Below are 25,082 nucleotides of genomic sequence, written 5' to 3' on the forward strand. Positions count from 1 at the left end.
TGATTTTTTCGGATTGCGAAATTATTTTCTTTCAATTAGGATATTATTTTGGCGGCGCCTTGTCCTATATCTATTGGGACAATTTTTTATTGTTTATATGTATTTTTGATATATGGGATAGATCGTCCCCCGCCATTCAGCCCTCAGGCCCTGGCAGCGAGACGTTTTCGATAAGTAAGTATTGAGCGCTCGTCGACCTGAACAATCACCGTCCTAATACGATGTGCTTGCAAAGGCGCGCGGATGACAGATGAGAATATATTTTACATCTGGAGCTTAAACGTCCGGTTTAGGAGCCCTACCTTCCCCCGCTGAGATGCAGGCAACGAATTGCCTGCATTCCTGCGCTCGAGCGCAGTTGATAGTGGAGAACGTCGTCGTTACCACTTAGAACTCCGTCACGACCGTCACCCCTGCCGTGTCAAACCGATCCATGTTCATGAGCGCATCAATTGATTGTTCGAGGCTGATGGTCTTGCCCACCAGTTTTTCAGGCGCCAGCTTGCCAGACGTGATCATCTCCATCATCGCGCCGTAACGGTGAGCCTGCATGCCATGGCTGCCACAGATCTCCAGCTCGTAGGCAATGACCTTGCTCATGGGGATTGCCGGCGTGCTCTGGTCCGCCAGCATCAAACCGACCTGGACGTGCCTGCCGCGCCGTCTCAGATTATTGATGGAGTTGAAGCAGGTCGTTGGATGGCCCAGGGCATCCAGCGAAACATGAGCGCCGCCCTTCGTAATCTCGAGTACCGCCTCGGTCACATCCGCCACGCGGCTTGCGTTGACCGTCGCAACGGCACCAAGCGACTGGGCAAGCTTGAGCTTGTCGTCGCAGATATCGATGGCGATGACGTTCGCCCCGATAGCGTTGGCGATCATTACCGCGGACAACCCCACACCGCCACAGCCATGAACCGCCACCCATTGGCCCGCCGAGACCTTGCCTTGATCGACAACCGCGCGGAACGAGGTGACGAACCGACAGCCCAGGCTCGCCGCCGTGGCGAAATCCATGTTTTCAGGCAGCGCGACCAGATTCAAATCCGCCTTGTGAATCCCCACGTACTCGGCGAAAGAACCCCAATGGGTGAAGCCCGGCTGAAACTGGCTGTGGCACACCTGCTGGTTGCCGCTATTGCATTCCGGGCACGCCCCACAGCCACCGACAAAAGGCACGGTGACGCGATCGCCCACCTTCCACCGAGTGACATCCCGACCCACCTCCGCCACGATCCCTGCCAATTCGTGACCGGGCACGTGGGGCAGCCGGATGTCAGGATCATGACCTTTCCAGCCATGCCAGTCGCTTCGACAGACGCCCGTGCCAAGGACCTGAACCACCACACCGTGACGCTCGGCGGTCGGGTCTTCGACAGTCATCAAACGCGGGGGTTGGGAAAAGGCTTCGTAAACTACGGCTTTCATGAGGATCCCTCTACTTTAGAAAAGCGCTATGCCTGAATCCGGGTTCGCGGACGGGCCTGGCCGCGAACCAACGCCAACAGTAACCACAAATCCCCGACGCGTAAAAATCCCTGTCTCTTAGAGGTTGCAGCTGTACTGGTATTCGAAGGGGAAGAATACGGTATCGACCACCAATGAAAACGGCGCGTCGATAAGCAAGAATGGGATCAGCTTCCCCTTGGACGTGCCCACCAGCCACCAGTCAAACCGCAGGCCGATATAGGGGCATCGGTGTTTGTCGTAATCCATCCGCATCGCGGTGGCCATGCAGCCGCTCAAGCTGGCGATCAGAATCAGCAGAATCACTTTTTGTAGCACGTAATGTCCTTATTACTTCTTTGCGAAGAGCTGGATAGACGCTTTCGCTAAAAGCGAGTCACCCTTCATATCAAGATGGCCTTAAACCCAGCGCAAAGAAGGATCCTTTGAGGTCAGCCGTCGACGTCCAAGCTTCCACCGAGTGACATCCCTCCCCACCTCCGCCACTATCCTTGCCAATTCGTGACCGGGCACATGGGGCAACTGAATGTCAGGATCATGACCTTTCCAGCCATGCCAGTCGCTTCGGCATGCGCCCATGCCAAGGACCTGAACAACCACGCCGGATGGCTTTCTGCCACTTATCTCAGCGTCCACGCTTTCAATCGGACGGTGTATTCACTACATTGAACGTAACTTTGCTCCTTCGACACGGACTGTCATGACTACCCTATCCCCGATCAGCCCTGCCATTCCCATCCAGATCCCGACTCGCTCTGCCGTCGCGGCATCGCCTGCAACAGTGATAGAGAGCGCTGATGTCTTGCCGGCTCGACCAGCGGCAATCGTCAGCCTGGGCAACCCCGTGGCCGATATCGAATCACAGACCTATTCCCGACTCGGGCAACTGCCCGGCCAGGAGACTGTTCGTGTTTGGGAAAAGGCAGGTCAGGACGCTGTCACTAACGTCATGGGAATCAACCCCAAATCGCTGTCGATCGCCAACCGCTTCCACGGCCTGGGTGCAGCCTTGGTAGAGCAGTTCGCCAAGAGCGGTTCGAGCATTTCCCAGTCAGTGCTCCATACCACCGCGGACAAGGCTCACAACGCCGCCGAGATAAAATCCGAACAGACGCTGCTGCACAATAAAGCCGATAACCTGATCAGCCTCAGCATCAAGACCGCCAGCGGCAAGACGGTCACCTTCAGCCTGACCAGCCAGGACGATGGACTTGGCGTTCAAGCCACGGTAGACGGTGGCCCGCTGAGCGAGGACGAACTCAAGGCGATTGGCGTTCTGGGCAGTGCCTTCCAGGCCGCTGTCGACGGGTTGACCGCCGTGCCTCCCAAGCTCGACCTGGGCAAGCTGACGCAGTTCGACTCCAGCGTATTGGCATCCATTGATCTGAACGCCAAGCTCAAGGGCGTGGACGGTGAGGACCTGATCCTTGCCTACCGCGCCGACAGCCAGAGCCGCACCACGCAAATGAGTGGTCCGGATGGCGAATTGAACCTGAGCGTGGATCTGAAGAACAGCGCAATCCTGGGCGATGCCAAGCAACAGGCCAACGCCCTGAACAGCTACCTCGCCCAGCTTGAGCGAGTACAGGAGCGTGGCAACGCCAAGGCTGCCCTGATGGAGATGTTCAAGGACGCCTTCAGCGCCATGAACAGCCACTATCCACAGGGCGCTACCCCGTCACAGCCACTGACCCGTAACGCGACGGACAAAGGCCTGCTGACTGGGCTGGCAGACTTCGAGGCGTCCATCAAACAAACCAACAACGCGTCCAACCCGATGCGCCTGTCTGAAGTCGATAGCTTTGCTTATACCCTGTCGCAAAAAACTGTCGTTGCAGGTTCCATAATGAGCAATCGCAGCGTCGATCAAGTCCAGCAATCGAGTCTAGCGGCCAGTTACCACAAGAGCCTGAAGGGCGGGAAAGCCCCCGTGCTAGGCACAACTACCGACTCGCAGAACTATCTCTACGTAGAAGTGAATGACAAGGCCAGCAGCTCGGCCAGCCTCGCCTACAAGGACGGCCGACTGACCAGGGCCTCTGTCACGCAAAACGCCAGCCAGGGCACACGGACACAGCAGTACGTCCTGGGCAAAATGGTTGAAGAGACAGTGGTGCCGAAGGAAGCTTCAACCAGCCGCAGTCACTTGGTATTGCTGGAATACGCCGCCAAGCAAAGCAAGAAGTCCCAGGATGCGCAGGAACAATCCATGTTGAAGGAAGCGCTTGCTACCCTGCACAACTCGGTGCTGCTGCAGGAAAACCCTTCGGCACTGGTGCGTTGAAAGCAAAGACAGTCGACTCGGCCTGCAGGATGAAAGTGGATACTGACGGTTTTCCTGGCGATGATTTGCTTTGCGCTGGGCCGCGCCGTGCAGTGGTCTAGCGAATCACGTAAAGTTTTTCAGCATGCAACTGATCTACGTCAAGCCCGTTCAGCGCACAACAAATACCTTGGAGCCTGGCTTTTAATGGTCATGTTCCAGGGTTTGCCATGGACCTTTTGCTTAAGCTAATCAATGGTGGAGCTGGCAGTCTGGCTTCCTACTTGGCAGCCCACGTCCTACTTTGTCTGTTGCCAGCGTTTTTCATTGCCGGGGCCATGGCAGCACTTATTCCCAAAGCCAGCATCACTCACTGGCTGGGTCGGCATGCACCTGTCTATGTTTCCTACCCTGCGGCGGCACTGGCCGGGTCACTGATTGCCGTCTGCTCATGCACCATTGTTCCTTTGTTCGCGGGCGTTTACCGCAAAGGCGCGGGTATCGGCCCGGCGATCACCTTTCTGTTTTTTGCCCCGGCAGGAAATATCATGGCCCTCGCCTATACCGGCAACATTCTGGGAGCAGAGTTTGCAATTGCCCGTTTGATTCTCTGCCTGATCTTCGGCATCGGTATTGGCTTGATAATGGCGACTCTATTCTGGAAAGACGACCTGACCCACGATGCACAGGCAGATGCCCTGTTCGCAGAGAAGGCCAGCATTTCCGGACCTGCCCTGGGCATTCTCCTATCTCTGGTGGCCCTGCTGATAGCGGGCACCTTGAGACTGTGGCCCCTGACCGCAGGCCTGATCAGTATCAAAGTCCCGCTTTTCTGGGCCCAGGCGTGGCAGGACACCCTGTTTGACTGGGTACCATATGACGCCAGCAAAGGAGAAGAAGGCGTGAGCTTGCAAGGGTCTGTACTCATCGCCCTGCTCCTGATGATTGCCGCCACGGCCAAGCGTGGTCTGGATAACATCACCGAAGGTGCCAACAGCTGGACATGGGTTGCACTGGGCCTGACCGCCAGTACTTTGCTGATCGCCTCGATGCGCCTGACGCCAGAACCTGGCATGTTGGTTTTCATCTTCACGGGTCGAGTATTCGGTGTCGCACTGGCCCTATTGTCTGTTTGGTACTTTGCCCGAAAACTGCCAGCCGAAGACTGGCAAGGCTGGCTGTGGGAAGCCTGGCGCTTCGTCAAGCAGATATTTATTGTGCTGGTGGTGGGTGTATTCATCGTCGGCATGGTTCGCCAGGTTATTCAACCCGAGTGGATTGAAAGCCTTGCAGGCAGCAATTCCGTGCTCGCCAATGCCATAGCAGTAGGGTTCGGCGTGTTCATGTACTTCCCCACCTTGGTAGAAGTGCCCGTCGCCCGCATGTTCCTCGATCTTGGTATGCATCCTGGCCCGCTCCTGGCCTATCTGATGGCAGATCCTGAACTTAGCTTGCAGAGCATGCTCATGGTGGTGGCTGTGATTGGTCGCAAGAAGACCGCCGCCTACGTTGGGTTAGTCGCGTCGTTCAGCATCGTGGCAGGCCTGCTCTACGGTGCCTGGGTCGATGGCACCGGCTGGCGCACCCTTGCTGCAGGGGTGGCGGTCGCGCTGGCCATAACCGCTGCAATCTGCCAGTTGATCCGTTCTCAGCGTCAACAAACAGCAAGCTGACTTTCACATCAGGGAGCTTCCAATGCTGAACATCAAAATCCTCGGTTCAGGATGCGCCAACTGCAAGAAACTGGAGGCCGTAGCCCGTCAAGCTGCGCAGAATCTTAATATCCAGGCCGAATTCGAAAAGATCACTGACATGGGCAAGATGATGACTTATGACATCCTCTCCACGCCGGCTCTGGTGATCAACGAGAAGGTTGTCAGCAGCGGGAAAATTCCGACGGTTGCGGATATTCAGGGCTGGATTTCGACGGCGGGCGCTGCCAATTCCTCCACATGCACGTAGCCCGATAAGGTTCATGCCGTCCTGCCTGGCAGCTTCATATCGCCTCGGCATGCCTGGGTAAAGCGATGGAAATCAAGGCGGCCAGCAACACGAATGCGCTTGATATCCAAAGGCATGCGCCCAATCCAAACACCTGGTAAATCCAGCCAGAGAGCACGGTGCCGATCAAGCGCCCCATGGCGTTCGACATGTAATAAAACCCCACATCCAGCGACACGCCGTCTTCCTTGGCGTAGGACACGATCAGGTAGCTGTGCAGCGACGAATTCACGGCGAACAAAGCACCGAAAACCATCAGTCCACCCAACAGCACCATTTGTTGCGACAGCCCGGTGTCCAGACCGAGCGCAATGGCCGCGGGCAGACCCGCCAGTGCAAGTGCCCACAGAAACGCCGCACGACCATCCGGCACGTGACCTCGTTTCTTTCCAGTGATGTTGGGCGCGAACGACTGGACGATGCCGTAGCCAATCACCCAGGCCGCCAGGAAGCCGCCAACCTTCCAGAAGTCCCAGCCAAACACGCTGCTCAGGTACACCGGCAAGGCCACCACGAACCAGACATCGCGGGCGCCGAACAGGAACATCCGCGCCGCAGAAAGGATGTTGATCGCCCGGCTCTTGGACAGGATGTCACGAAACTTGGGCTTGGCTTTGGCCTTGCCCAGGTCCTTCTTCAACAGGATCAGGCTACTGATCCAAATCAACGCCAGCCCCCCCGCCATGGTCAGCAACGCGCCTTTGAAACCGACCCATGCCAGCAAAGCTGCGCCAAGAAAGAAGCCGACACCCTTGAGTGCGTTCTTCGAACCGGTGAGGATCGCCACCCACTTGTAGAGCTTGCCCTGTTGCCCATCGGGAACCAGAAGTTTGATGGAGCTTTTGGCGCTCATCTTGTTCAGGTCTTTGGCAATTCCCGAAAGTGCCTGAGCAGCCATCACCCATGGGATGCTCAGCCAGGCTACCGGCACCGTCAGCATTAGCAGCGCCGCGACCTGGAGCCCCAGCCCGATGTTCATGGTTCGGTTCAGGCCAAGCCGAGCGCCAAGATAACCACCCACCAGGTTGGTAATCACACCAAAGAGTTCATAGAACAGAAACAACGCCGCGATTTGCAGCGGGCTGTAGCCCAAGGCGTGAAAGTGCAGCACCACCAACATGCGCAAAGCGCCGTCGGTGAGGGTGAAGGCCCAGTAGTTGCCCGTCACGAGCAGGTACTGCCGCACTTGCGGAGCGAGGGCGAACAACGCTTTCATAGCCGCTCCTCAGACTGCCAGACCGACCATTTTGGCCAGTTCGACTGTGCGATTGGCATAGCCCCACTCGTTGTCATACCAGGCGTAAAGTTTGACCTGGGTGCCGTTGATGACCATGGTCGACAGCGCATCGATGATCGATGAACGCGGGTCGGTACGGTAGTCGATGGATACCAGCGGGCGCTCCTCGAAACCGAGTATGTCTTTGAGCTCATTCTCGGCAGCGTCCTTGAGCAACTGATTGACCTCTTCGACGGTGGTGGCCCGTTCGACTTCAAAGACACAATCAGTCAGCGACGCATTGGCCAGCGGCACACGTACGGCGTGACCATTCAGGCGCCCACGCAGCTCCGGGAAGATTTCGGCAATGGCGGTGGCCGAGCCGGTACTGGTTGGAATCAGGCTCATGCCGCAGGCCCGCGCACGACGCAGATCCTTGTGTGGCTGATCGAGAATGCTCTGGGTGTTGGTCAGGTCGTGAATGGTGGTGATCGAACCGTGACGAATACCCAGCTTTTCGTGGATGACTTTCACGACTGGGGCCAGGCAATTAGTAGTGCAAGAGGCAGCGGTGACGATACGGTGCTGCGCCGGGTCGAACAGGTGCTGGTTGACGCCCATGACGACGTTCAACGCGCCTTTTTCCTTCACCGGCGCGCACACCACCACACGCTTGACCCCCTGGTCCAGGTAAGCCTGCAGCACCGCGACGGTTTTCATCTTGCCGCTGGCTTCAATCACCAGATCGCAGCCCGACCAATCTGTGTCGGCAATCGCCTTGTTGGCCGTGACTTTGATCCGCTTATTGTCGATGACGACACTATCGCCTTCGGCGCGGGCTTCGTTGTTCCAACGGCCATGCACCGAATCGAAGTTGATCAAGTGTGCATGAGTCGCCGCGTCACCCGCTGGATCGTTGATCTGCACGAATTCGAACTCAGGCCAACTCCAGGCAGCCCGCAGAGCGAGGCGACCGATACGACCAAATCCATTGATGCCAACTTTGATAGTCATGTTGTTGTGCTCTGTTGTCAGTGGGCGTTCGACTGGTTGTCGAACTAGCCGATACAGGAGGGAGGGCTCCTGTTACTCATGATCATTGTTCCTGAGGCTACAGCGTGCCAATCAGCGTAATGAGGCGGTCTGCCTTTCACAGCACACGGCTGCACGCTCAGGGCGGTCACCCATTTCATCAAGGCGTTTGGCATCAGGGCTTAACCAGAACTTGTTGCTTTCCAGCGTAGTGGTCAGCACTTGATGAACCCAATCGGGGAGATTCGGGTGCAGTCGGTAATACACCCATTGGCCTTGCCGACGGTCCGAAAGCAGGCCGCAAGTGCGCAACTGCGCCAGGTGCCTGGAGATTTTTGGCTGACTCTCGTTCAACGCGCAGGTCAGCTCGCAAACACAAAGCTCTCCTTCACTAGTGATGAGCAGCATGGTGCGCACGCGGGTGTCATCTGCCAGACATTTGAAAACAGTGGTCGGTGTCAGATGGTCAGCCATATCGATTCTCAGCGGACAGAACACGGGCTTTGCTGGTCATTGTGAAGCCTCGACTAATATACGGTTTTTCGAATATATGGTTTTACGAATAATAGATAAACCCCTCCCTTCGGAAAAACTCGAAAGTTGCCCGCTAAACAGGCACATCGCGAACAAATCGCATCAAGCTGGGCATGATGTAGGCCGCATCCTGGCCGACACCTCTAAGTGTCGCTGAAGCAAAATTCCGTTGTTTCGGCAGACCGACGAAATACAGCCCAGGCAGATGCTTCGCCTGCCCGTTACGATGAGCCCAATATTCATTGCCTGCGCATTCCAACCCGCTCAAAAACTCCAGGTTCGGGCGAAATCCTGTAGCAAACACCAAACTATCCACCTCAGTGTGCTGCCCATCAGCCCAGATCACGCCGGTTGGTGTTATCGCCTCGAACATCGGCTTGCGCTCGAAAAGCTTTTGCTCAAGGGCTCGACGATAGATCCCGTCATCGAGCACCGGCGTACTTTGATCGCTCAACCAACGAGTCTTTTCCAACCCTGACCACTTCAGCCACGCATGAAAATCCAGGCCGAGTATCTTCTGCGGAAAAAACCGAATCGGCTCCCTGCTCGCCAGCACGACTTTGCCCACATGAGCCAGTTCATAAGCGATTTGAACAGCCGAGTTTGCAGCACCGACCACAACCACTCGCTGCCCACCAAAGCCATCGGCATTTCGATATTGCGCGCTGTGCAAACTGCGCCCGAGAAAACCCTGAAGCCCTTGAATATCTGGAATGAAAGGCTGATTGAATCCACCCGTGCAGACGATCAGCGCCTTGGAACAAAAATCTTCCCCATCGTCCGTTTGAAGCCGAAACAGCCCGTGCTCTCTGCGTACATGCTGTACGCGGGTGGACTGACGAACTGGCAAGTTGAATGCCTTTGCATAGTCCTCCAGATAGCGCACGACATCATCACGAAGTGGGTAATGATCAGGTTCCGCCGGGAAGCGCATGCCCGGCAATGACGAGTAAGCCGCTGGAGAAAAAAGCTTCAGGCTGTCGTAGTAATTGCGCCAATTCCCTCCCGCAGATCGCTCGGCATCCAGAATCAGGAACCTGAGGTTGTGCTGCTGCAAATACCAACCACAGGCTAATCCTGCCTGGCCAGCGCCAATTACGATGACATCCATGACTTCATTTATTACATTCATATATGCACACTCATGCACACTAAAAGACAAAAAAAATCAGGACGTACCTGGGCAACAGAACGGGGCCAGGCTTTTCATATGCTCAAGAATGGCTTCGAGGCGTGCCACCACCGCCGGACCGTCCACCTCGTAGAACATCTGCCTGCTGACCTTGGTGCCGCGGACAATACCTGCCTCTAACAGCATTTGCAGATGTCGGGAAACAACTGAACGCTCCTGGGGCAATCCTTGCGCAATCTCGCCGATATCGGCGCGCCCCAGTTGCATCACACGCTTGAGCACAGCGACACGCGAAGGCTCACAAAGTGCCTTGAAGAAAGCGCCATCGAGAGACTCGATGGCAGCGTCAATTGCGCGGGTTCGGTGAAGGATTCGATCAGTCATGCAACCGACTATATGTGCATGCTTATGCACGCGTCAACACTCTGCAATGAGACGGTCCCCAAGCATTGCACTTTCTGGAAGGCCTATAGCCTAGGGAGTGAGATGTCCGTACCCGGCCGCACGGGTGAAGTCGGCCAAATGCCAAATATCACCGTTCGCCCCCCAAGTGCCATCGACAACTTCCTGGATCTGTATTGAGGTCAGCAACTGGCGCTGATCCTCCGTTGCCAGGCTCGACTGTATTGCGCAATGCAATTCACGTACGTAGCGCTGGCGCATCGGTGCATCAAGAACGCCGGCAGGCACCTTGACGATGACAATGCATGGAACGACCCTGACATGAAGAGCAACGCCTCCACACAGCCATTCATCGGCCTGAATTTCCTCAATGAGTACCCAGCACAAAGCACGCTGCTGAGGGGTATCGCCCATGTGTTCATTAAGTATTGCCACGTCGCTCACGCTTCGAAGCAACTGTTGGCGCTGTGGCTGATTGAAAGCTCCCGTAGGCACCTTGATCAAGATGTTTGGCATGGCAAAACCTCACTGTTAATTGGAAGCGCCATTGGGCCAGTTATCTCTCCACTCCATAAGTGACCGATTCGCCTTCTTTCGGGCATAATCGGACAATGTACGATTTCACTGTTCTAGTCTTTCCCGAGTCGTTCGCCTCAAGCGTGGCGGCCACCCTGGACATCCTCGGCACCGCCGCGACACTTGCGCAGCGCCAAGGCCTCGCCGTGCCACGCTGGCGAGTTTGCGGGCCGCAGCCAGGGCTGATTACGCTAGGGCAAGGCATGCAACTGTTGGTCGACGAACTGACGACAGACGTCGAGGACAACTCCTGCTGGGTCATTCCGGGCCTTGGCATCAGCGACTTCGACGCGCTGCTGCAGCGTCTTGAAGAAGACTGGGTACTTCAGGCACTGCCAGCGCTGAGGGCACATGTGAATGAAGGCAAGGAGATTGCCGCCTCGTGCTCGGCTGTCTTTCTCCTGCATGCCGCAGGATTACTGGACGGTCGAAAGGTAACGACCTCCTGGTGGCTCGCCCCTTGGCTGTCGAGCATTGCGCCTGACTGCATTGTCGACCCCAACGTCATGGTGCTTTGCGATCCCCCCTTGACGACCGCTGGCGCAGCCTTCGCGCAAACTGACCTGATGCTGCACCTGCTGCGCAGGCGCCTGTCCCCGACGCTCGCCGACTATGTGGGCAAGGCTCTTCTACTCGACGGCCGACAGTTGCAATCCCCATTCATCAACCCAGCGATCATGGCCCGGGGTAATACACTGGTCGCCAACCTCACCGCCTATATAGAAGCCTGTCTGCCCCATCCTCCTAGCGTTCCGAGCCTTGCGGCGTACGTGGGCATGTCTGAGCGAACGCTGTCCCGGCACCTTCGAAAAGCAACCGGCCTTTCAACCCAATATTTGATCCAGCGTGTGCAGCTGAACAGGGCCCGCGTGCTACTGGAAACCAGCAGACACTCCGTTGAATCCATCGCCGAGCAGGTGGGATACCAGGATGCCACGGCCCTGCGGCGACTTATGCGCCGCCTGTTGAACGCATCCCCAAGACAACTGCGCCAGTAAGATCCAGTTTTAACTTTCAAAAGCGAAAATCGCAGACATGAAAAAACCCGACGCTGTAAAAGCCAACACACTGAGTGATGCGCATCGTCACCCAGCGTAGTGCGACAGCGATTCCCGAGGCTATAGCATCAGACCGCAATCCGGTGCCGTCTCTTACGACAATGGCACAACCGTGAGCCTGTTTGATTCGACCGTCGCAGTCATCTGCATTGCCTGCGGATAAGCCAGCAGACACTCAGCGATGGCAGGCTCCAGCTCGACCCGCACTCGCCTTGTCAGGGCCCGAGCACCGAAGCGTGGGTCATGCTTTCGGCACAGCCAGTCGCTTGCCGCAACGTCCAGGACCAGCGTACGTCGATGCTGACCGAGCCGTTGGTTGAGTTTGTTCAGTTCGATCTGCAACAACGCTTCCAGCCATTGGCTTTCGATGCGTTGGAAAACCAGGATGCGATCAATACGGTTTAGAAATTCCGGTTCGAACCAGGCGTGCAACGCTAGCTCCAACATAGCCTGCTCACCTTGTGGGGCGATGCCGAGCCAGCGCCGCCAACCGCGTGAAAAACGTTCCCTGTAGGTGGTCGCTTGCCGGGCTCCAATGTTGCTGGTCATGAAGATCAGGCTATTGCGAAAATCCAGCGTTCGGCTACCGCCCGCCAAGGTCAGCTGGCCGTTCTCAAGAATGCCCAACAAGCTGCGCACCACTTCCTTGCTGGCCTTTTCCAGTTCATCGAACAGCACGATGCCTGGGCGACTGTAGGTGCCTTGAATCAATTCGCTATTGAACAGACTGACGCCCTCTTTACTCCCCACATAACCAGGTGGCGCTCCGGTGAGCGCCGCCGAGTAATGCTCCTGGGCCAAGGTGTGCATGTCGATGCGACAAAAAGCATCGGCGCGACCGTGTATGGCCAGTGCCAGCAGACGGACGATTTCGGTCTTGCCGACACCGGTCGGCCCCATGAACAGGCTCACCGTCAACGGCCTCTCACGTTCACCAATATCGACCTTAACCACGTTCAGCAACGCCTCGACCGCGCTCATGGCTTGTTCTTGGCCGACAATTCGACTGCGCAACAACGCCATGACTTGGGCGGGATTGAAGGCGAAGCGTGAGGTCAACAAATCTGCTGCCGGTGATGCGCTGGTCAGGCTGGGCTGTGGGTGGTTTGGGTCGATGCGATCGTTCACGAAAGGCATGGTTTAGCCTGCGTGTTTTTCTTTACCGTCGTGGGGAATCTCTCCCACCGGGCAATGAGCCACGCCGACGGTGCTACGGGTCAGTTTTTCGACGTTTTCCCGGGCTTTCTGCGCGTCCAGTACCCAGGTGCGGTAAAAGTCGAACGGGCAGTCAGCCACTCCCTTGTCGCCATCCCCGGAGTTGTAGACCCCGGTGTAACCGCGATGCAGCAGCTTGAACAAATGATTCTGTGATTGGTCGTTCGCTCGCGCATCGCGGATTTGCGAAACGGATAATTGTGCGTACTGAATGCCCATTTCCTCTTCACCGCATTCGCCCAGGGTGCGACCGTCGAAGCCAATGATCGCCGAGTGACCAAAGTAGGAATAAACCCCATCGAAGCCGGCCGCATTGGCCACTGCCACATAGCAATTATTGGCCCAGGCCATGCTTTTGGACATCATCACCTGCTGCTCTTTGGCCGGGTACATATAGCCCTGGCAACGGACGATCAACTCCGCTCCTTTCATTGCACAGTCGCGCCAGATCTCCGGGTAGTTGCCGTCATCACAAATGATCAAGCTGATTTGCAGGCCCTTGGGACCCTCGCAGACATAGGTCCGGTCACCCGGATACCAGCCTTCAATGGGGCACCAGGGAATGCACTTGCGGTACTTCTGGACGATTTCGCCCTGGTTATTGATCAACACCAACGTGTTGTACGGGGCTTTGTGGGGATGTTCCTCATGCCGCTCACCGGTCAGTGAAAACACCCCCCACGTGTCAGCCGCACGGCACGCGGCGGAAAAGATCGCCGTCTCTTCGCCTGGAATGCTGGCGGCAGTCGCCATCATCTCATCGTGGTCGTACATGATGCCCATGGTGCTGTATTCAGGAAACACCACCAGGTCCATGCCGGGGAGACCGCTTTTCATACCGGTGATGATGTCGGCAATCTTGCGGGCGTTTTCAATGACCTCGGCTTTTGTATGCAGCCGCGGCATTTTGTAATTGACGACCGCGACACCCACGGTGTCCGGGCTGCTGGAAATATCACCATGACGCATGAAATTTACCTCTGTTAATGGCTGATCATCCAAGGTCTGGAGCCGGTTTTACTCTTGAGCCCCTGTGGATTCTCTTTGGTCGGGGCCAGCGGTTTGCTCGGTGCGCAACAACTGCACCCACTGGGATGACGACGGTTCTGCTGGTACTCGCCAAGCGTCTGCGGCACGTGGGCACTTCGCTCGTTGGTCGCCATGGCCTGGCGTTGACTGCTCGACAACGTCGTCAGTGCCGGCGCAGACAACAGCAACCGCCCTCCTGGGCCCGCACAAGACGGGCACTGGCACGACTCGTGCCGTTGGGCCATGGGCCGCAACATTGTGAAAGAGCCACAGGTTTGGCATTCGTACTCATAAGTCGGCATGGCACTCTCCAGACATTGATCGAGCTCGGGCGTGTCTCACAGGTCCGGGGCAATCGGCAGATCGATACTGCCGTCGAGGTGTTTGATGGGGCCGTTGGCGTTGGGGTTGATGTCGAACTCGAAGATTTCGGTGGGTAACCAGAGGGTCGCGCAGGCGTTGGGGATGTCGACCACGCCGCTGATATGCCCTTGCACCGGCGCAGAGCCCAACAGTGCATAGCCTTGGGCGGGCGAATAACCAAACTTGGTCAAGTAGTTGATCGCATTCAGACAGGCCTGGCGATACGCGATATTGACGTCCAGGTAGTGCTGTTTTCCGGCTTCATCCACCGAGATACCTTCAAAGATCAGGTAGTTCTGGTAGGTCGGGATAATCGGGCTGGGTTTGAACACCGGGTTCTTGATCCCGTACTTAGCCATGCCGCCCTTGATCAGCTCGACTTTCATATGCACCCAGCCGGCCATCTCGATAGCACCGCAAAAGGTGATCTCGCCGTCGCCCTGACTGAAGTGCAGATCCCCCACCGACAACCCGGCGCCTTTGACGTACACCGGGAAGAAAATCTTCGAGCCCCGGGACAGGTCCTTGATATCGCAGTTACCGCCATGTTCGCGCGGTGGCACGGTGCGTGCGCCGGTGGCCGCAGCATCATCCCGGGCCTGGCCCTTGAGCTTGCCCATGTGCGCGGTGGCGGCCAGCGGCGCGTTGGCCAAGGGCGGCACGCGGGTCGGGTGGGTGTCGATCAGCTCCTGCTCGCGGCGGTTCCAGTCGCCGAGCATTACCGGGTCGGGCAGGCAACCGATCAATCCGGGGTGGATCAGGCCGGCAAAGTTGACCCCGGGAATGTGCCGCGAGCTGGTGAACATGCCTTTGAAATCCCAGATGGCTTTCTGTGCGCTGGGAAAGTGATCCGTGAGGAATCCGCCACCGTTCTGCCGCGAGAAGAAACCGTTGAAACCCCACATCGATTCGGCCTTGGCGCCGATGTCCAGCAGGTCGACCACCAGCAGATCCCCCGGCTCGGCGCCATGCACGCCCACCGGACCGGACAGGTAGTGCACGGTGGACAGGTCGACGTCACGCACATCCGAGGCGTCGTCGTTGTTCTTGATCGCGCCGGCGGTCCAGTCATAGGTCTCGAGAATAAAATCATCCCCCGGCTTGACCCAGCAGGCCATGGGAATGTCCGGATGCCAGCGGTTGTGGATCTGTTCGTTCTCGGTGGCGGGCTGGTTGAGGTCGACTTTGATCAAGGTATCGGTCATGGCGAAGCTCCTGAACATTAGGGATGTACCGCGTTGGAACCAGTCTCGAATGGCGGCACGAATCGGCCAATACGTTGGATGACGTACCCCTTTGAGCTGGCTGTCCAGCTGCTACAAAAGGGGCCTATAAACCATCGCGCCGCCCGATCGCGCCTACACGGAGAGATAGCGACTGATGGTGGCTTCGTCGACCTTGTCGCGGGTCTCCTCAATCACGAAGCGACCCTTCTCGATCACCAGGAAGCGGTCGGCGATTTCCAGGGTGAATGACAGCACCTGCTCGGAGACCACAATGGTCAGGTCGCGCAGGTGGCGGATCTCTTTCAAAGTGCGGGCGATGTCCTTGATGATCGACGGCTGGATGCCCTCAGTGGGTTCATCGAGCAACAACACCTTGGGATTGGTCGCCAGCGCCCGGGCAATGGCCAGTTGCTGCTGTTGCCCGCCTGAAAGGTTGCCACCCTTGCGCGAGCGCATGTCGTGGAGTACCGGAAACAACGCATAAAGGTCTTCGGGCACCTGGCCCCGGGCCGATGCCGGCAGGCCGGTCTGAATGTTTTCCAACACCGTCATGCTGGGAAAAATCATCCGCCCCTGAGGCACATAGGCGATGCCGTGCTCCACCCGCTCGTGGGTTTCCAGGTTCGAGACTTCCTGGCCATCGACGCAGACCTGCCCCCGCCACTGCGGAAGGATGCCCATCAAGCTCTTGAACAGCGTGGTCTTGCCCATACCGTTGCGTCCCATCACGGCGACGATTTCGCGTTTGGCCACGGCCAGGTCGAGGTCGTGGAGGATCTGGCTCTGGCCGTAACCACAGGACAGCTTGTCTACGTTGAACATGCCTGCTTCCTCAATGGCCTAAATAGACTTCGATGACTTTCGGGTTGTTCTGCACCGACTCCATGCTGCCCTCGGCCAGGACCTTGCCCTGATGCAGCACCGTGACCTTATGGGCGATGCTCTTGACGAACTCCATGTCGTGTTCGATCACCAGCACCGAGCGTCCCTGGCTGATGCGCTTGAGCAGTTCCGCAGTCTGTACGCGCTCGTTGACGCTCATCCCGGCGACCGGTTCATCGAGCATCAACAGGTCAGGGTTCTGCATCAGCAGCATGCCGATCTCCAGCCACTGCTTCTGGCCGTGGGACAGCAGGTCGGCCTGCTGCTGCAGCAGTTCGCCGAGAAAGATCTCCCGCGCCACCTCTTCAACCCGGGCAATCACCGCGGCACTGCGTTTGAAAAACAACGCGCCAAACACCTTGCGCCCCGCCGGGTAGGACATCTCCAGGTTCTCGAACACCGTGAGGTTTTCGTAGATCGACGGGTTCTGGAATTTGCGCCCGACGCCGGCACGGACGATGTTGTACTCGCGCATCTTGGTCAGTTCCTTTCCATCGAACTGGATGCTGCCGCTGGTGGCGCGGGTCTTGCCACAGATCAGGTCGAGTACCGTGGTCTTGCCTGCGCCGTTGGGCCCGATCACCACCCGCACTTCATTGCGGTCGATGTACAGGTTGAGGTTGTCCACGGCCTTGAAACCGTCGAAGGACACCGTCAGCCCCTCGATAACCAGCACCGGCTTGTTCATTTGAAAACCCACGGCGGTCATGGCTGCGTCTCCAGCGAAGGACGTTCAGGAGCCGGGGTCGGCGGCGCAGTGCGCGACGTCTCCGGCAGGGGCGCGGCAACGGCGGCTTGCTGCGGGGTACGCCGTAATAAACGGCCAAGGGCCTGGCGGCCATGGCTGTCCCAGAGTCCGGCCAAGCCATTGGGAAAGTACATGACCACGGCAATGAACAGCCCGCCCATCAGGTACAGCCATAGCTCGGGGAAGGACTCGGAGAAATAGGTCTTGCCGTAGTTCACCAGCAAGGCCCCATACACCGCGCCGAGCAGCGACATGCGCCCGCCGACGGCGGCAAAGATCACCATCTCGATGGACGGCACGATGCCGACGAACGAAGGCGACATGAAGCCCACCTGCAAGGCGAACATGGCGCCGCCAATGGCCGAGAAGGCAGCGGCGATGCAGAACACGAAAATCTTGAAACTGGCCACGTCATAACCGGAGAAGCGCACCCGCTCCTCTTTGTCGCGCATCGCCATCAGCAGCCGCCCGAGCTTCGACGCGAGGACGAAACGGCCGATGAAAATGCAGCCGAACAGCAAAGCCGCGTTAATGAAGTACAAAAGCAACTTGGCGCTGTCGCTGCGCAGGTCCCAGCCGAGCAGCGTCTTGAGATCGGTGATGCCGTTGACCCCGCCGGTCAGACCCTGCTGGCCGACGATCAGCACCGTGAGAATCAGCGCGATGGCCTGGCTGACGATGGAGAAATAAACATCCCCCACCCGCCGCTTGAACAGCGCCATGCCAATGATGAAGGCCAGCACTACCGGAACCAGGATCACCGCCAACAGGGTGAAGCTGAAGCTGTGGAACGGCACCCAGAGCCACGGCAGTTCGGTGATCTGGTTCCAATCCATGAAATCCGGAATGCCCGGCGTCGACTGGATTTTGGTGCTCTGCGGGTCGGAGGCTTCGAGCTTGAGAAACATCGCCATGCAGTAGCCGCCGACGCCGAAGAACACCCCCTGCCCGAGGCTGAGAATGCCGCCATAGCCCCAACACAACACCAGGCCGACAGCGACGAAGGCATAGGTCAGGTACTTGCCCACCATGTTCAGGCGAAAGGCATCCAGGGTCAGCGGGAAGACCACGAAAATCAGCAGCGCCAACAGGCCCACGCCCAACAGGTTCTGCTTGCCCGCCAGCATCTTGTCTAAAAGCTTCATTGGCTCGCCTCTACTTGCGCACTTTGATGGAGAACAACCCTTGAGGGCGCAACATCAGGATCAGGATGACCCCGGACAGGGTCAGTACCTTGGCCATCGAACCACTGAGGAAAAACTCCGAGATCGATTGGGTCTGGGCAATGACGAACGCCGACGCAATAGTGCCGAACAGGCTTTGTGCGCCGCCGAAGACCACCACCAGGAAGGTGTCGACTATGTACTGCGAGCCCGCGGTGGGCCCGGTTGAGCCAATGGTGGTAAAGGCCGCGCCGGCCACCCCCGCGACACCGCAACCGAGGGCAAAGGTCATGCGATCGACCTTGCGCGTATTGATGCCCACGGCACGGCTCATCAACCGGTTCTGTACCGTAGCCCGTACTTGCAGACCCCAGCGCGAGCGGTAGAGCAAGAGAAAAATGGCCCCGGTGAGCAGCAGGGTCAGGGCCATCATGAACAAACCGTTGCGCGGAATCTCGATGGACTCGGTGAAGTTGAACGAGCCCATCAGCCACTCCGGCGGCGTGGCGCTGACTTCACGGGCGCCGAACACCGAACGGAAGGTCTGTTGCATCACCAGGGACAGCCCCCACGTCGCCAGCAGCGTGTCCAGCGGACGTTTGTAGAGCCGACTGATCATCGCCCACTCCACCAGCCAGCCAATGGCCCCGGCCACCAGAAACGACAGGGCGATGGCGATGAAAAAGTAATAGGGTTGAAACCACGGGGTGAAATGGCTGGTCAGGCTCGAACAGACATAGGTGGTGTAGGCGCCGATCGTGAGGAACTCGCCGTGGGCCATGTTGATGACCCCCATCTGGCCGAAAATGATCGCCAGCCCCAATGCCATCAACAGCAGCACGCAGAACACGGACAAGCCGTTGAACCCCTGCATCGCCGCGATGGCACCAAATTCCGATAGCCATTCCATGATGATGGACTCCTGCTTGGAGGGAGGATGTGGAAACCGTTGGGGCCCCATCACCAGCCAGCCATCTCCTACACAACGCCCGTAGGAGCTGGCTTGCCAGGGATGACGCCAGCCCTTACTGGTAGCCTTTAGGGAAAGGATTCGGTTCGATCAGATCAGACTCGTAAACCACCTTGAACTGACCATCGGGCTGTACTTCACCGATGCGGGTCTTGCTCCACAGGTGATGGTTTTCATGCACTTTGACGTAGCCTTCAGGCGCGGTTTTCAGCTCGATGCCCGGCGAGGCTGCAACCACTTTGTCGACATCGAAACTGCCGGCTTTTTCCACCGCAGCCTTCCACAACCATGGGCCCAGATACGCGGCCTGAGTCACGTCGCCGATCACCGAATCCTTGCCGTACTTGGCCTTGAAGGCGTCGACGAAGGCCTTGTTGTTGGGGTTGTCCAGGCTCTGGAAGTACTTCATCGAGGCATAGAAACCGGCCATGTTCTCGCCGCCGATGCCCAGCAATTCATCTTCGGTGACCGAGAGCGTGAGCAAGGTCTGCTTGGCCGAATTGACGCCCGCCGCATTGAGTTGTTTGTAGAAAGCCACGTTGGAGCCACCCACCACTGCGGCGAACACCACGTCGGGTTTCTTCAGCTTGACCTTGTTGATCAGCGAACCGAACTGGGTGTTGCCCAAGGGGTAGTAGTCTTCGCCGACCACGGTACCGTGCAGCACGTTTTCAATGTGCTTGCGGGCGATCTTCATCGAGGTGCGTGGCCAGATGTAATCCGACCCCACCAGGTAGAAGGTCTTGGCGCCCTTGGTCTTGGCGATCCAGTCGAGGCTGGCGAGGATCTGCTGGGTGGCTTCCTGGCCCGTGTAGATCACGTTCTTCGACTGCTCCAGCCCCTCGTAGAAAGTCGGGTAGTACAGCAGACCGTTTTCCTTCTCGAAGATCGGCAGCACAGCCTTGCGCGAGGCCGAGGTCCAGCAGCCGAACACCGTGGCCACCTTGTCGTTGACCAGGAGCTTCTTGGCCTTCTCGGCGAAGGTCGGCCAGTCGGAGGCGCCGTCTTCCTGGATCACCTTGATCTGCCGACCGAGGATGCCGCCTGAAGCGTTGATCTGCTCGATGGCCAAGCGTTCGGCCTGGATCGAACCGGTCTCGGAAATCGCCATGGTGCCGGTGGCCGAGTGCAACTGGCCGACCGTGACTTCAGTGGCGGTCACCGCCAGGCCGGTGCTGTTGGCCTCGTCCGCCCATACACCCTGGCTGAACACACTGGCAGCCAGTAACGACAGGGCCGCCGCCCCTAGCGCCAAGCGGCGCGGCAACAGGCCTTTAGTCCGGATCAATGGTGGTTGCATGCTGCTACTCCTCTGCGGTGACGCTGGTGGTACGCCCTATGGCGGCCAGCAACGGTGGTGGTATCAGCATGGAGGGGCATCTCGACGACGGGTATACGCAGCCTGACGTAAGCGCATACGTCATTTGACGTAGGGAAAAATGCACCAAGGCGGCGCAGGCTATTGCTCCAGGTCCCGACCGACCGGCACTGCGCGGACGCGCGCGCAGGCACCAGCTGGCGCGGCAAGACGGCGTGGTGCAGGGCATGAAAATTGCTCGGCTATCCGCCACGGGCACACCCGCCAGGCACGGAGCGCCTTGACCCCAGGAGTCTTTCACCGTGCTTCCACCTGGCACCCAGCGCATCGCCAAGATCCGTCGCGACTACAACAGCTGGGTCGCCGACGAAACCATGGAAGACTACGCCCTGCGTTACACACCAAAGTCCTTTCGCAAGTGGTCGGAACTGCGCATCGCCAACACCGCCCTGGGTGCGGTGTCGTTCCTGGCCCTGGAGGCGATTGGCGGGGTGCTGGCCCTGAGCTACGGCTTCACCAACACCTTCTGGGCGATCCTCGCCGTGAGCCTGATCATCTTCCTCACCGGCCTGCCCGTCAGCTACTACGCAGCCCGCTACGGCGTCGATATGGATCTGTTGACCCGCGGTGCCGGCTTCGGCTACATCGGCTCGACCATCACCTCGCTGATCTACGCCAGCTTCACCTTTCTGTTCTTCGCCTTGGAAGCAGCGATCATGGCCCTGGCCTTGGAGCTGTACTTCCATATCCCATTGGCCTTTGCCTATGTGATCTGCTCTGTGCTGGTGATCCCCCTGGTGGCCTATGGGGTGACCCTGATCAGCCGCCTGCAACTCTGGACCCAACCGTTGTGGCTGGCGCTGCTGGTGCTGCCCTACCTGTTTGTACTGCTGAAAAACCCCGAGGCCTTCAGCGACTGGACCAGTTTTCAGGGCCGTGATACCGGCGGCGGCGATTTCAATCTGCTGGCGTTTTGCGCGGCCTGTACCGTGGCCCTGTCCCTGGTGACGCAGATCGGCGAACAGGTCGACTACCTGCGCTTCCTGCCGGAAAAAACCGCGGCCAACCGCAAGCGCTGGTGGGCCGCCCTACTCTGCGCCGGCCCCGGCTGGATCCTGCCCGGCGCCCTGAAAATGTTCGCTGGCGCCTTCCTGGCGCTTCTCGCCCTGCAACACGAGATCCCCATCGAGCGCGCTACGGAACCGACCCAGATGTACCTGGTGGCCTTCGGTTATGTGTTCGCCTCGCCGGAATGGGCCCTGGCGGCCATGGTGCTGTTCGTCTTCGTCTCGCAGATGAAGATCAACCTGACCAACGCCTACGCCGGCTCCCTGGCCTGGTCGAACTTTTTCGCCCGGGTCACCCACAGTCACCCCGGCCGCGTAGTTTGGCTGGTGTTCAATGTGGCGATTGCCCTGATGCTGATGGAACTGGGGGTATTCGACGTCATCGACCAGGTGCTCGGTCTCTACGCCAACATCGCCATCGCCTGGATCGGCTCGGTGGTCGCCGACCTGGTGATCAACAAACCCTTGGGGTTGTCACCGAAACACATCGAGTTCAAGCGCGCTCACCTCTACGACATCAACCCGGTGGGCGTCGGCTCCATGCTGATTGCCTCGCTGCTGTCGGTCCTCGCCCACTTCGGTCTATTTGGTGCGCTGGCCCAGGCCGCCCCGCCCTTCGTCGCCCTCGGCACCTCGCTGGTCATGACCCCGCTGCTGGCCTGGGCCACCCGCAGCCGCTATTACATCGCCCGCACCAGCGATCCGCTACTGCTGCAACCGGTGGCACCGAGCACGCAGATCACCTGCGGCCTGTGCAGCAACCCGTTCGAAACCGCCGACATGGCTTTCTGTCCGGCCTACAGCACGCCCATCTGCTCACTTTGCTGTTCGCTGGACGCGCGTTGCGGCGATCGCTGCAAACCCCACGGGCGTCTGTCGGCGCAGTTCGAAGCGCTGTTGCATTGGTTGCTGCCCAATGCAACGGTGCCACGCCTGCACACCCGGCTAGTGCATTACTTGGGCCTGCTGCTCGCACTGATCCTGATGCTCAGCGGCGCTCTGGCGCTGATCTATGGCCAGGCCTCCCAGGGGCTGCCCCACTCGCCGCAAGCCCAGGCGACGCTGTACCAGGCATTTTTCAAGGCATTCCTGACGCTCTCGGTACTGGCGGCCATTCTCGCCTGGTGGGTGGTTCTGACGCGGGAAAGCCGCCACGTGGCCCAGGAAGAATCGGACCGCCAGACCCAGTTGCTGATGCAGGAAATCGAAGCCCACCGCTTGACCGACCAGGCCCTGCAAGATGCCAAGGAGGCTTCCGAGGCGGCCAACGCGGCCAAGAGTCGCTACGTCACCGGACTGTCCCACGAACTGCGTACGCCGCTGAACAGCATCCTCGGTTTTACCCAGATCCTGCAGCGCGACGCGGCCATGCCGGAGCAGCATCAGGATGCCCTGGCGACCATCCTGCGCAGCGGCTCGCACTTGCTGTCGCTGATCGACGGCCTGCTCGATGTGGCCAAGATCGAGGCCGGCAAACTGCGCCTGGAAGCGACGGAAATCCCCTTCCCGGAACTGATCCACGATCTGGAGCTGATGTTTACCCCACAAGCCCGGGACAAAGGGTTGCGCTTTCGCCTGGAGCTGATCGGCAAGATGCCGGCGGTGGTGCGAGGCGACGAAAAGCGCGTCCGGCAGATCCTCATCAACCTGTTGGGCAATGCGGTCAACTTCACCGACAGCGGCGAGGTCTGCCTGCGGGTCAGTTACATGCGCGAGACGGCAACCTTCGACATCATCGACACGGGTATCGGCATCGACCCCGAGCACATCGAGCGAATCTTCCAGCCTTTCGAACGCGGTGATCTGATGCGCCAGGACAAGGGCGTTGGCCTGGGCCTGACCATTACTCGCATGCTCACCTCGTTGATGGGCGGCGAGTTGCAGGTCAAGAGTCAGCAGGACAAGGGCACCTGTTTCCAGGTGCGCCTGTTTCTCTCGCAAGTACGGGTGCCGCAGGCGGTGATCCATGTCGAACACGACATCATCGGCTACCAGGGGCCGCGGCGTCTGGTGCTGGTAGTGGACGACCATGTGGACCATCGCAAGGTCCTCAGCGGCATGCTCACGCCCCTGGGCTTTGAAGTGGTCCAGGCCAGCAACGGCCAGGAAGCGATTCGCCAGGTCGCCCTGCTGGGGCCGGACCTGATCCTCATGGACCTGTCTATGCCGACGATGGATGGTTGGGAAACCAGCCGGCTGATCCGCCGCAATGCGTTGTCCACGGCACCGATCATCGTGATATCGGCCAATGCCTTTAACGACGAGCGCGAGCGCAGCCTGGCCAGTGCCTGCAACGACTACCTTGCCAAGCCGGTACACACCCCGGAGCTGCTCGAACGGATCCAGAAGCAGCTCGACCTGCACTGGCTGCGCCGCGAAAAACCAGCCCCTGCGACATTCCCCGAACCGGGGATATTGCCCTCACAGCCTGACCTCATCGCCCTCGGCGAACTCAGCGCCATCGGCTACGTACGCGGTCTGCACGAAAAACTCGACGCCATCCAGGCCGAGACGCCAGCCACCGCCCCTTTCATCAGTTCGCTACGCAAGCTGCTGAAAAACTTTCGCCTGGACGAAATCAACCGCGCCCTCAAGGAGGCAGAAGATGAATGCACTGACCACAGTCGCTGAACCCGGTGTCGTGCTGATTGTGGACGACACCCCGGACAACCTCGCCATGCTCTCCGACGCCCTCAACGATGCCGGCTACATGGTGCTGGTGGCCCTCGACGGGCTCAGCGCCCTGAACCGCATCGAACGTCGGCGTCCGGACCTGATCCTGCTGGATGCGATGATGCCGGGCCTGGACGGCTTCGAGACCTGCCGGCGGATCAAGGAGCACCCGGCCAACGCCGATATTCCGGTGCTGTTCATGACCGCGCTGACGGAAAGCAGGCATGTGGTCCAGGGCTTTGAAGTGGGTGGCAGCGACTACGTGACCAAGCCGATCCAGACCGACGAAGTGCTGGCCAGGGTCGCCGCGCACCTGCGCACCTCGCGCATCCTGCTGTCGGCCCGAGCGGCGTCACAGCCAGCCGCGCCGAGCCTGGACGACGAGCCGGCGCACAGGGTGCTGTCGGCACGCTTTCAGCTCACTGGTCGGGAAGTCGAGGTTCTGCGCTGGGTGGCCTGCGGCAAGACCAACCGCGACATTGGCACCATTCTCGATCTGAGCCCACGCACCGTGAACAAACATCTGGAACATGTGTATGTGAAGTTAGGTGTAGAGACGCGCACAGCAGCGACCTCCGTGGCGTTGTCGGCCATGACCGATTCTCGCAACAGTGCTTCAAGGTAAGCCGCGATAAACAGATGTATTGTTGGATGAGCACTAGGGCCGTTTCGTCCATGACAGAACCTGGTGGATGAAGCAGGAACGTTGGAAACGGCTTTGGATTTTCAGCCCAGCCACCCAGGCAT

At 58.7% G+C, this 25,082-nt stretch carries 23 protein-coding genes and 1 pseudogene; 6 read left to right on the forward strand and 18 right to left on the reverse strand.

Features of this window, described 5'->3' with window-relative positions; genetic code table 11:
- Positions 1-387: 387 nt before the first annotated feature.
- From KI235_RS19850 to KI235_RS19860, 3 genes and pseudogenes are all read right to left on the reverse strand, one after another.
- On the reverse strand, positions 388-1,428 hold the full coding sequence (locus tag KI235_RS19850) for a zinc-dependent alcohol dehydrogenase family protein (RefSeq protein ID WP_003203546.1): 1,041 nt from the start codon (positions 1,426-1,428) through the stop codon (positions 388-390).
- 117 nt (positions 1,429-1,545) lie between these two features.
- Positions 1,546-1,785: a YceK/YidQ family lipoprotein gene (locus KI235_RS19855; protein ID WP_003203548.1), complete on the reverse strand. Its 240-nt coding sequence runs from the start codon at positions 1,783-1,785 to the stop codon at positions 1,546-1,548.
- A 126-nt stretch (positions 1,786-1,911) separates the two neighbouring features.
- Positions 1,912-2,070, reverse strand: a pseudogene (locus KI235_RS19860) (alcohol dehydrogenase catalytic domain-containing protein); the annotation flags it as partial.
- Between the two features lie 241 nt (positions 2,071-2,311).
- On the opposite strand from KI235_RS19860, the gene KI235_RS19865 reads away from it, so the two are divergent.
- From KI235_RS19865 to KI235_RS19875, 3 genes are all read left to right on the forward strand, one after another.
- Complete coding sequence (locus tag KI235_RS19865) at positions 2,312-3,751, forward strand: hypothetical protein (protein WP_033028203.1); 1,440 nt, start codon at positions 2,312-2,314, stop codon at positions 3,749-3,751.
- Between the two features lie 209 nt (positions 3,752-3,960).
- Positions 3,961-5,403, forward strand: coding sequence for a permease (locus tag KI235_RS19870; RefSeq protein ID WP_053162971.1), 1,443 nt, complete (start codon positions 3,961-3,963; stop codon positions 5,401-5,403).
- A 22-nt stretch (positions 5,404-5,425) separates the two neighbouring features.
- Positions 5,426-5,692, forward strand: coding sequence for a thioredoxin family protein (locus KI235_RS19875; RefSeq protein ID WP_013693766.1), 267 nt, complete (start codon positions 5,426-5,428; stop codon positions 5,690-5,692).
- Between the two features lie 34 nt (positions 5,693-5,726).
- Here KI235_RS19875 and arsJ read toward each other — a convergent pair whose 3' ends face one another.
- From arsJ to KI235_RS19905, 6 genes are all read right to left on the reverse strand, one after another.
- Positions 5,727-6,947 carry an organoarsenical effux MFS transporter ArsJ gene (gene arsJ / locus KI235_RS19880; protein WP_003203557.1) on the reverse strand — a complete coding sequence of 407 codons (1,221 nt, stop codon included), beginning with the start codon at positions 6,945-6,947 and terminating at the stop codon, positions 5,727-5,729.
- Between the two features lie 9 nt (positions 6,948-6,956).
- Positions 6,957-7,961: an ArsJ-associated glyceraldehyde-3-phosphate dehydrogenase gene (locus KI235_RS19885; protein WP_003203559.1), complete on the reverse strand. Its 1,005-nt coding sequence runs from the start codon at positions 7,959-7,961 to the stop codon at positions 6,957-6,959.
- A gap of 111 nt (positions 7,962-8,072) precedes the next feature.
- Positions 8,073-8,453 (reverse strand): metalloregulator ArsR/SmtB family transcription factor, encoded by a 381-nt coding sequence (locus KI235_RS19890; protein WP_003203561.1) that lies wholly within the window; start codon positions 8,451-8,453, stop codon positions 8,073-8,075.
- A gap of 133 nt (positions 8,454-8,586) precedes the next feature.
- Complete coding sequence (locus KI235_RS19895; RefSeq protein ID WP_027913016.1) at positions 8,587-9,645, reverse strand: NAD(P)/FAD-dependent oxidoreductase; 1,059 nt, start codon at positions 9,643-9,645, stop codon at positions 8,587-8,589.
- Positions 9,646-9,681: 36 nt separating this feature from the next.
- Positions 9,682-10,029 carry a metalloregulator ArsR/SmtB family transcription factor gene (locus tag KI235_RS19900; RefSeq protein WP_003203566.1) on the reverse strand — a complete coding sequence of 116 codons (348 nt, stop codon included), beginning with the start codon at positions 10,027-10,029 and terminating at the stop codon, positions 9,682-9,684.
- A gap of 90 nt (positions 10,030-10,119) precedes the next feature.
- The gene (locus tag KI235_RS19905) at positions 10,120-10,563 is read right to left on the reverse strand and encodes a tautomerase family protein (protein ID WP_039012486.1); all 444 of its coding nucleotides are present in this window, start codon (positions 10,561-10,563) and stop codon (positions 10,120-10,122) included.
- 95 nt (positions 10,564-10,658) lie between these two features.
- Here KI235_RS19905 and KI235_RS19910 point away from each other — a divergent pair, with 95 nt between their 5' ends.
- Positions 10,659-11,621, forward strand: coding sequence for a helix-turn-helix domain-containing protein (locus KI235_RS19910; RefSeq protein WP_003203570.1), 963 nt, complete (start codon positions 10,659-10,661; stop codon positions 11,619-11,621).
- 153 nt (positions 11,622-11,774) lie between these two features.
- Here the strand turns inward: KI235_RS19910 and KI235_RS19915 are convergent, their stop codons facing one another.
- From KI235_RS19915 to urtA, 9 genes are all read right to left on the reverse strand, one after another.
- A complete protein-coding gene (locus KI235_RS19915; protein ID WP_003203572.1) occupies positions 11,775-12,818 on the reverse strand; it encodes an AAA family ATPase in 1,044 nt (347 codons plus the stop codon).
- Between the two features lie 3 nt (positions 12,819-12,821).
- The gene (locus KI235_RS19920) at positions 12,822-13,865 is read right to left on the reverse strand and encodes an aliphatic amidase (protein WP_003203574.1); all 1,044 of its coding nucleotides are present in this window, start codon (positions 13,863-13,865) and stop codon (positions 12,822-12,824) included.
- A 14-nt stretch (positions 13,866-13,879) separates the two neighbouring features.
- On the reverse strand, positions 13,880-14,227 hold the full coding sequence (locus tag KI235_RS19925; RefSeq protein ID WP_003203576.1) for a zinc ribbon domain-containing protein: 348 nt from the start codon (positions 14,225-14,227) through the stop codon (positions 13,880-13,882).
- Between the two features lie 36 nt (positions 14,228-14,263).
- Complete coding sequence (gene fmdA / locus KI235_RS19930) at positions 14,264-15,493, reverse strand: formamidase (RefSeq protein WP_003203578.1); 1,230 nt, start codon at positions 15,491-15,493, stop codon at positions 14,264-14,266.
- Between the two features lie 153 nt (positions 15,494-15,646).
- Positions 15,647-16,336 (reverse strand): urea ABC transporter ATP-binding subunit UrtE, encoded by a 690-nt coding sequence (gene urtE, locus KI235_RS19935; RefSeq protein ID WP_003203579.1) that lies wholly within the window; start codon positions 16,334-16,336, stop codon positions 15,647-15,649.
- Between the two features lie 10 nt (positions 16,337-16,346).
- On the reverse strand, positions 16,347-17,105 hold the full coding sequence (gene urtD / locus KI235_RS19940) for an urea ABC transporter ATP-binding protein UrtD (RefSeq protein WP_003203582.1): 759 nt from the start codon (positions 17,103-17,105) through the stop codon (positions 16,347-16,349).
- The gene (gene urtC / locus KI235_RS19945) at positions 17,102-18,289 is read right to left on the reverse strand and encodes an urea ABC transporter permease subunit UrtC (RefSeq protein WP_212795262.1); all 1,188 of its coding nucleotides are present in this window, start codon (positions 18,287-18,289) and stop codon (positions 17,102-17,104) included. The genes urtD and urtC overlap by 4 nt, the downstream gene beginning before the upstream one ends.
- Positions 18,290-18,299: 10 nt before the next feature.
- Positions 18,300-19,217 carry an urea ABC transporter permease subunit UrtB gene (urtB, locus tag KI235_RS19950; RefSeq protein ID WP_003203586.1) on the reverse strand — a complete coding sequence of 306 codons (918 nt, stop codon included), beginning with the start codon at positions 19,215-19,217 and terminating at the stop codon, positions 18,300-18,302.
- 115 nt (positions 19,218-19,332) lie between these two features.
- Complete coding sequence (urtA, locus tag KI235_RS19955) at positions 19,333-20,577, reverse strand: urea ABC transporter substrate-binding protein (RefSeq protein WP_003203587.1); 1,245 nt, start codon at positions 20,575-20,577, stop codon at positions 19,333-19,335.
- A gap of 320 nt (positions 20,578-20,897) precedes the next feature.
- Here urtA and KI235_RS19960 point away from each other — a divergent pair, with 320 nt between their 5' ends.
- Together KI235_RS19960 and KI235_RS19965 are read left to right on the forward strand one after the other, a co-directional pair.
- Entirely contained in the window at positions 20,898-24,293 is a 3,396-nt protein-coding gene (locus KI235_RS19960) for an ATP-binding protein (RefSeq protein WP_212795263.1), read from the forward strand.
- Positions 24,268-24,960: a response regulator gene (locus KI235_RS19965; RefSeq protein ID WP_013693775.1), complete on the forward strand. Its 693-nt coding sequence runs from the start codon at positions 24,268-24,270 to the stop codon at positions 24,958-24,960. The genes KI235_RS19960 and KI235_RS19965 overlap by 26 nt, the downstream gene beginning before the upstream one ends.
- Positions 24,961-25,082 lie beyond the last annotated feature (122 nt).

Source organism: Pseudomonas sp. St386 (assembly GCF_018325865.1).
Classification (GTDB): domain Bacteria; phylum Pseudomonadota; class Gammaproteobacteria; order Pseudomonadales; family Pseudomonadaceae; genus Aquipseudomonas; species Aquipseudomonas brassicacearum.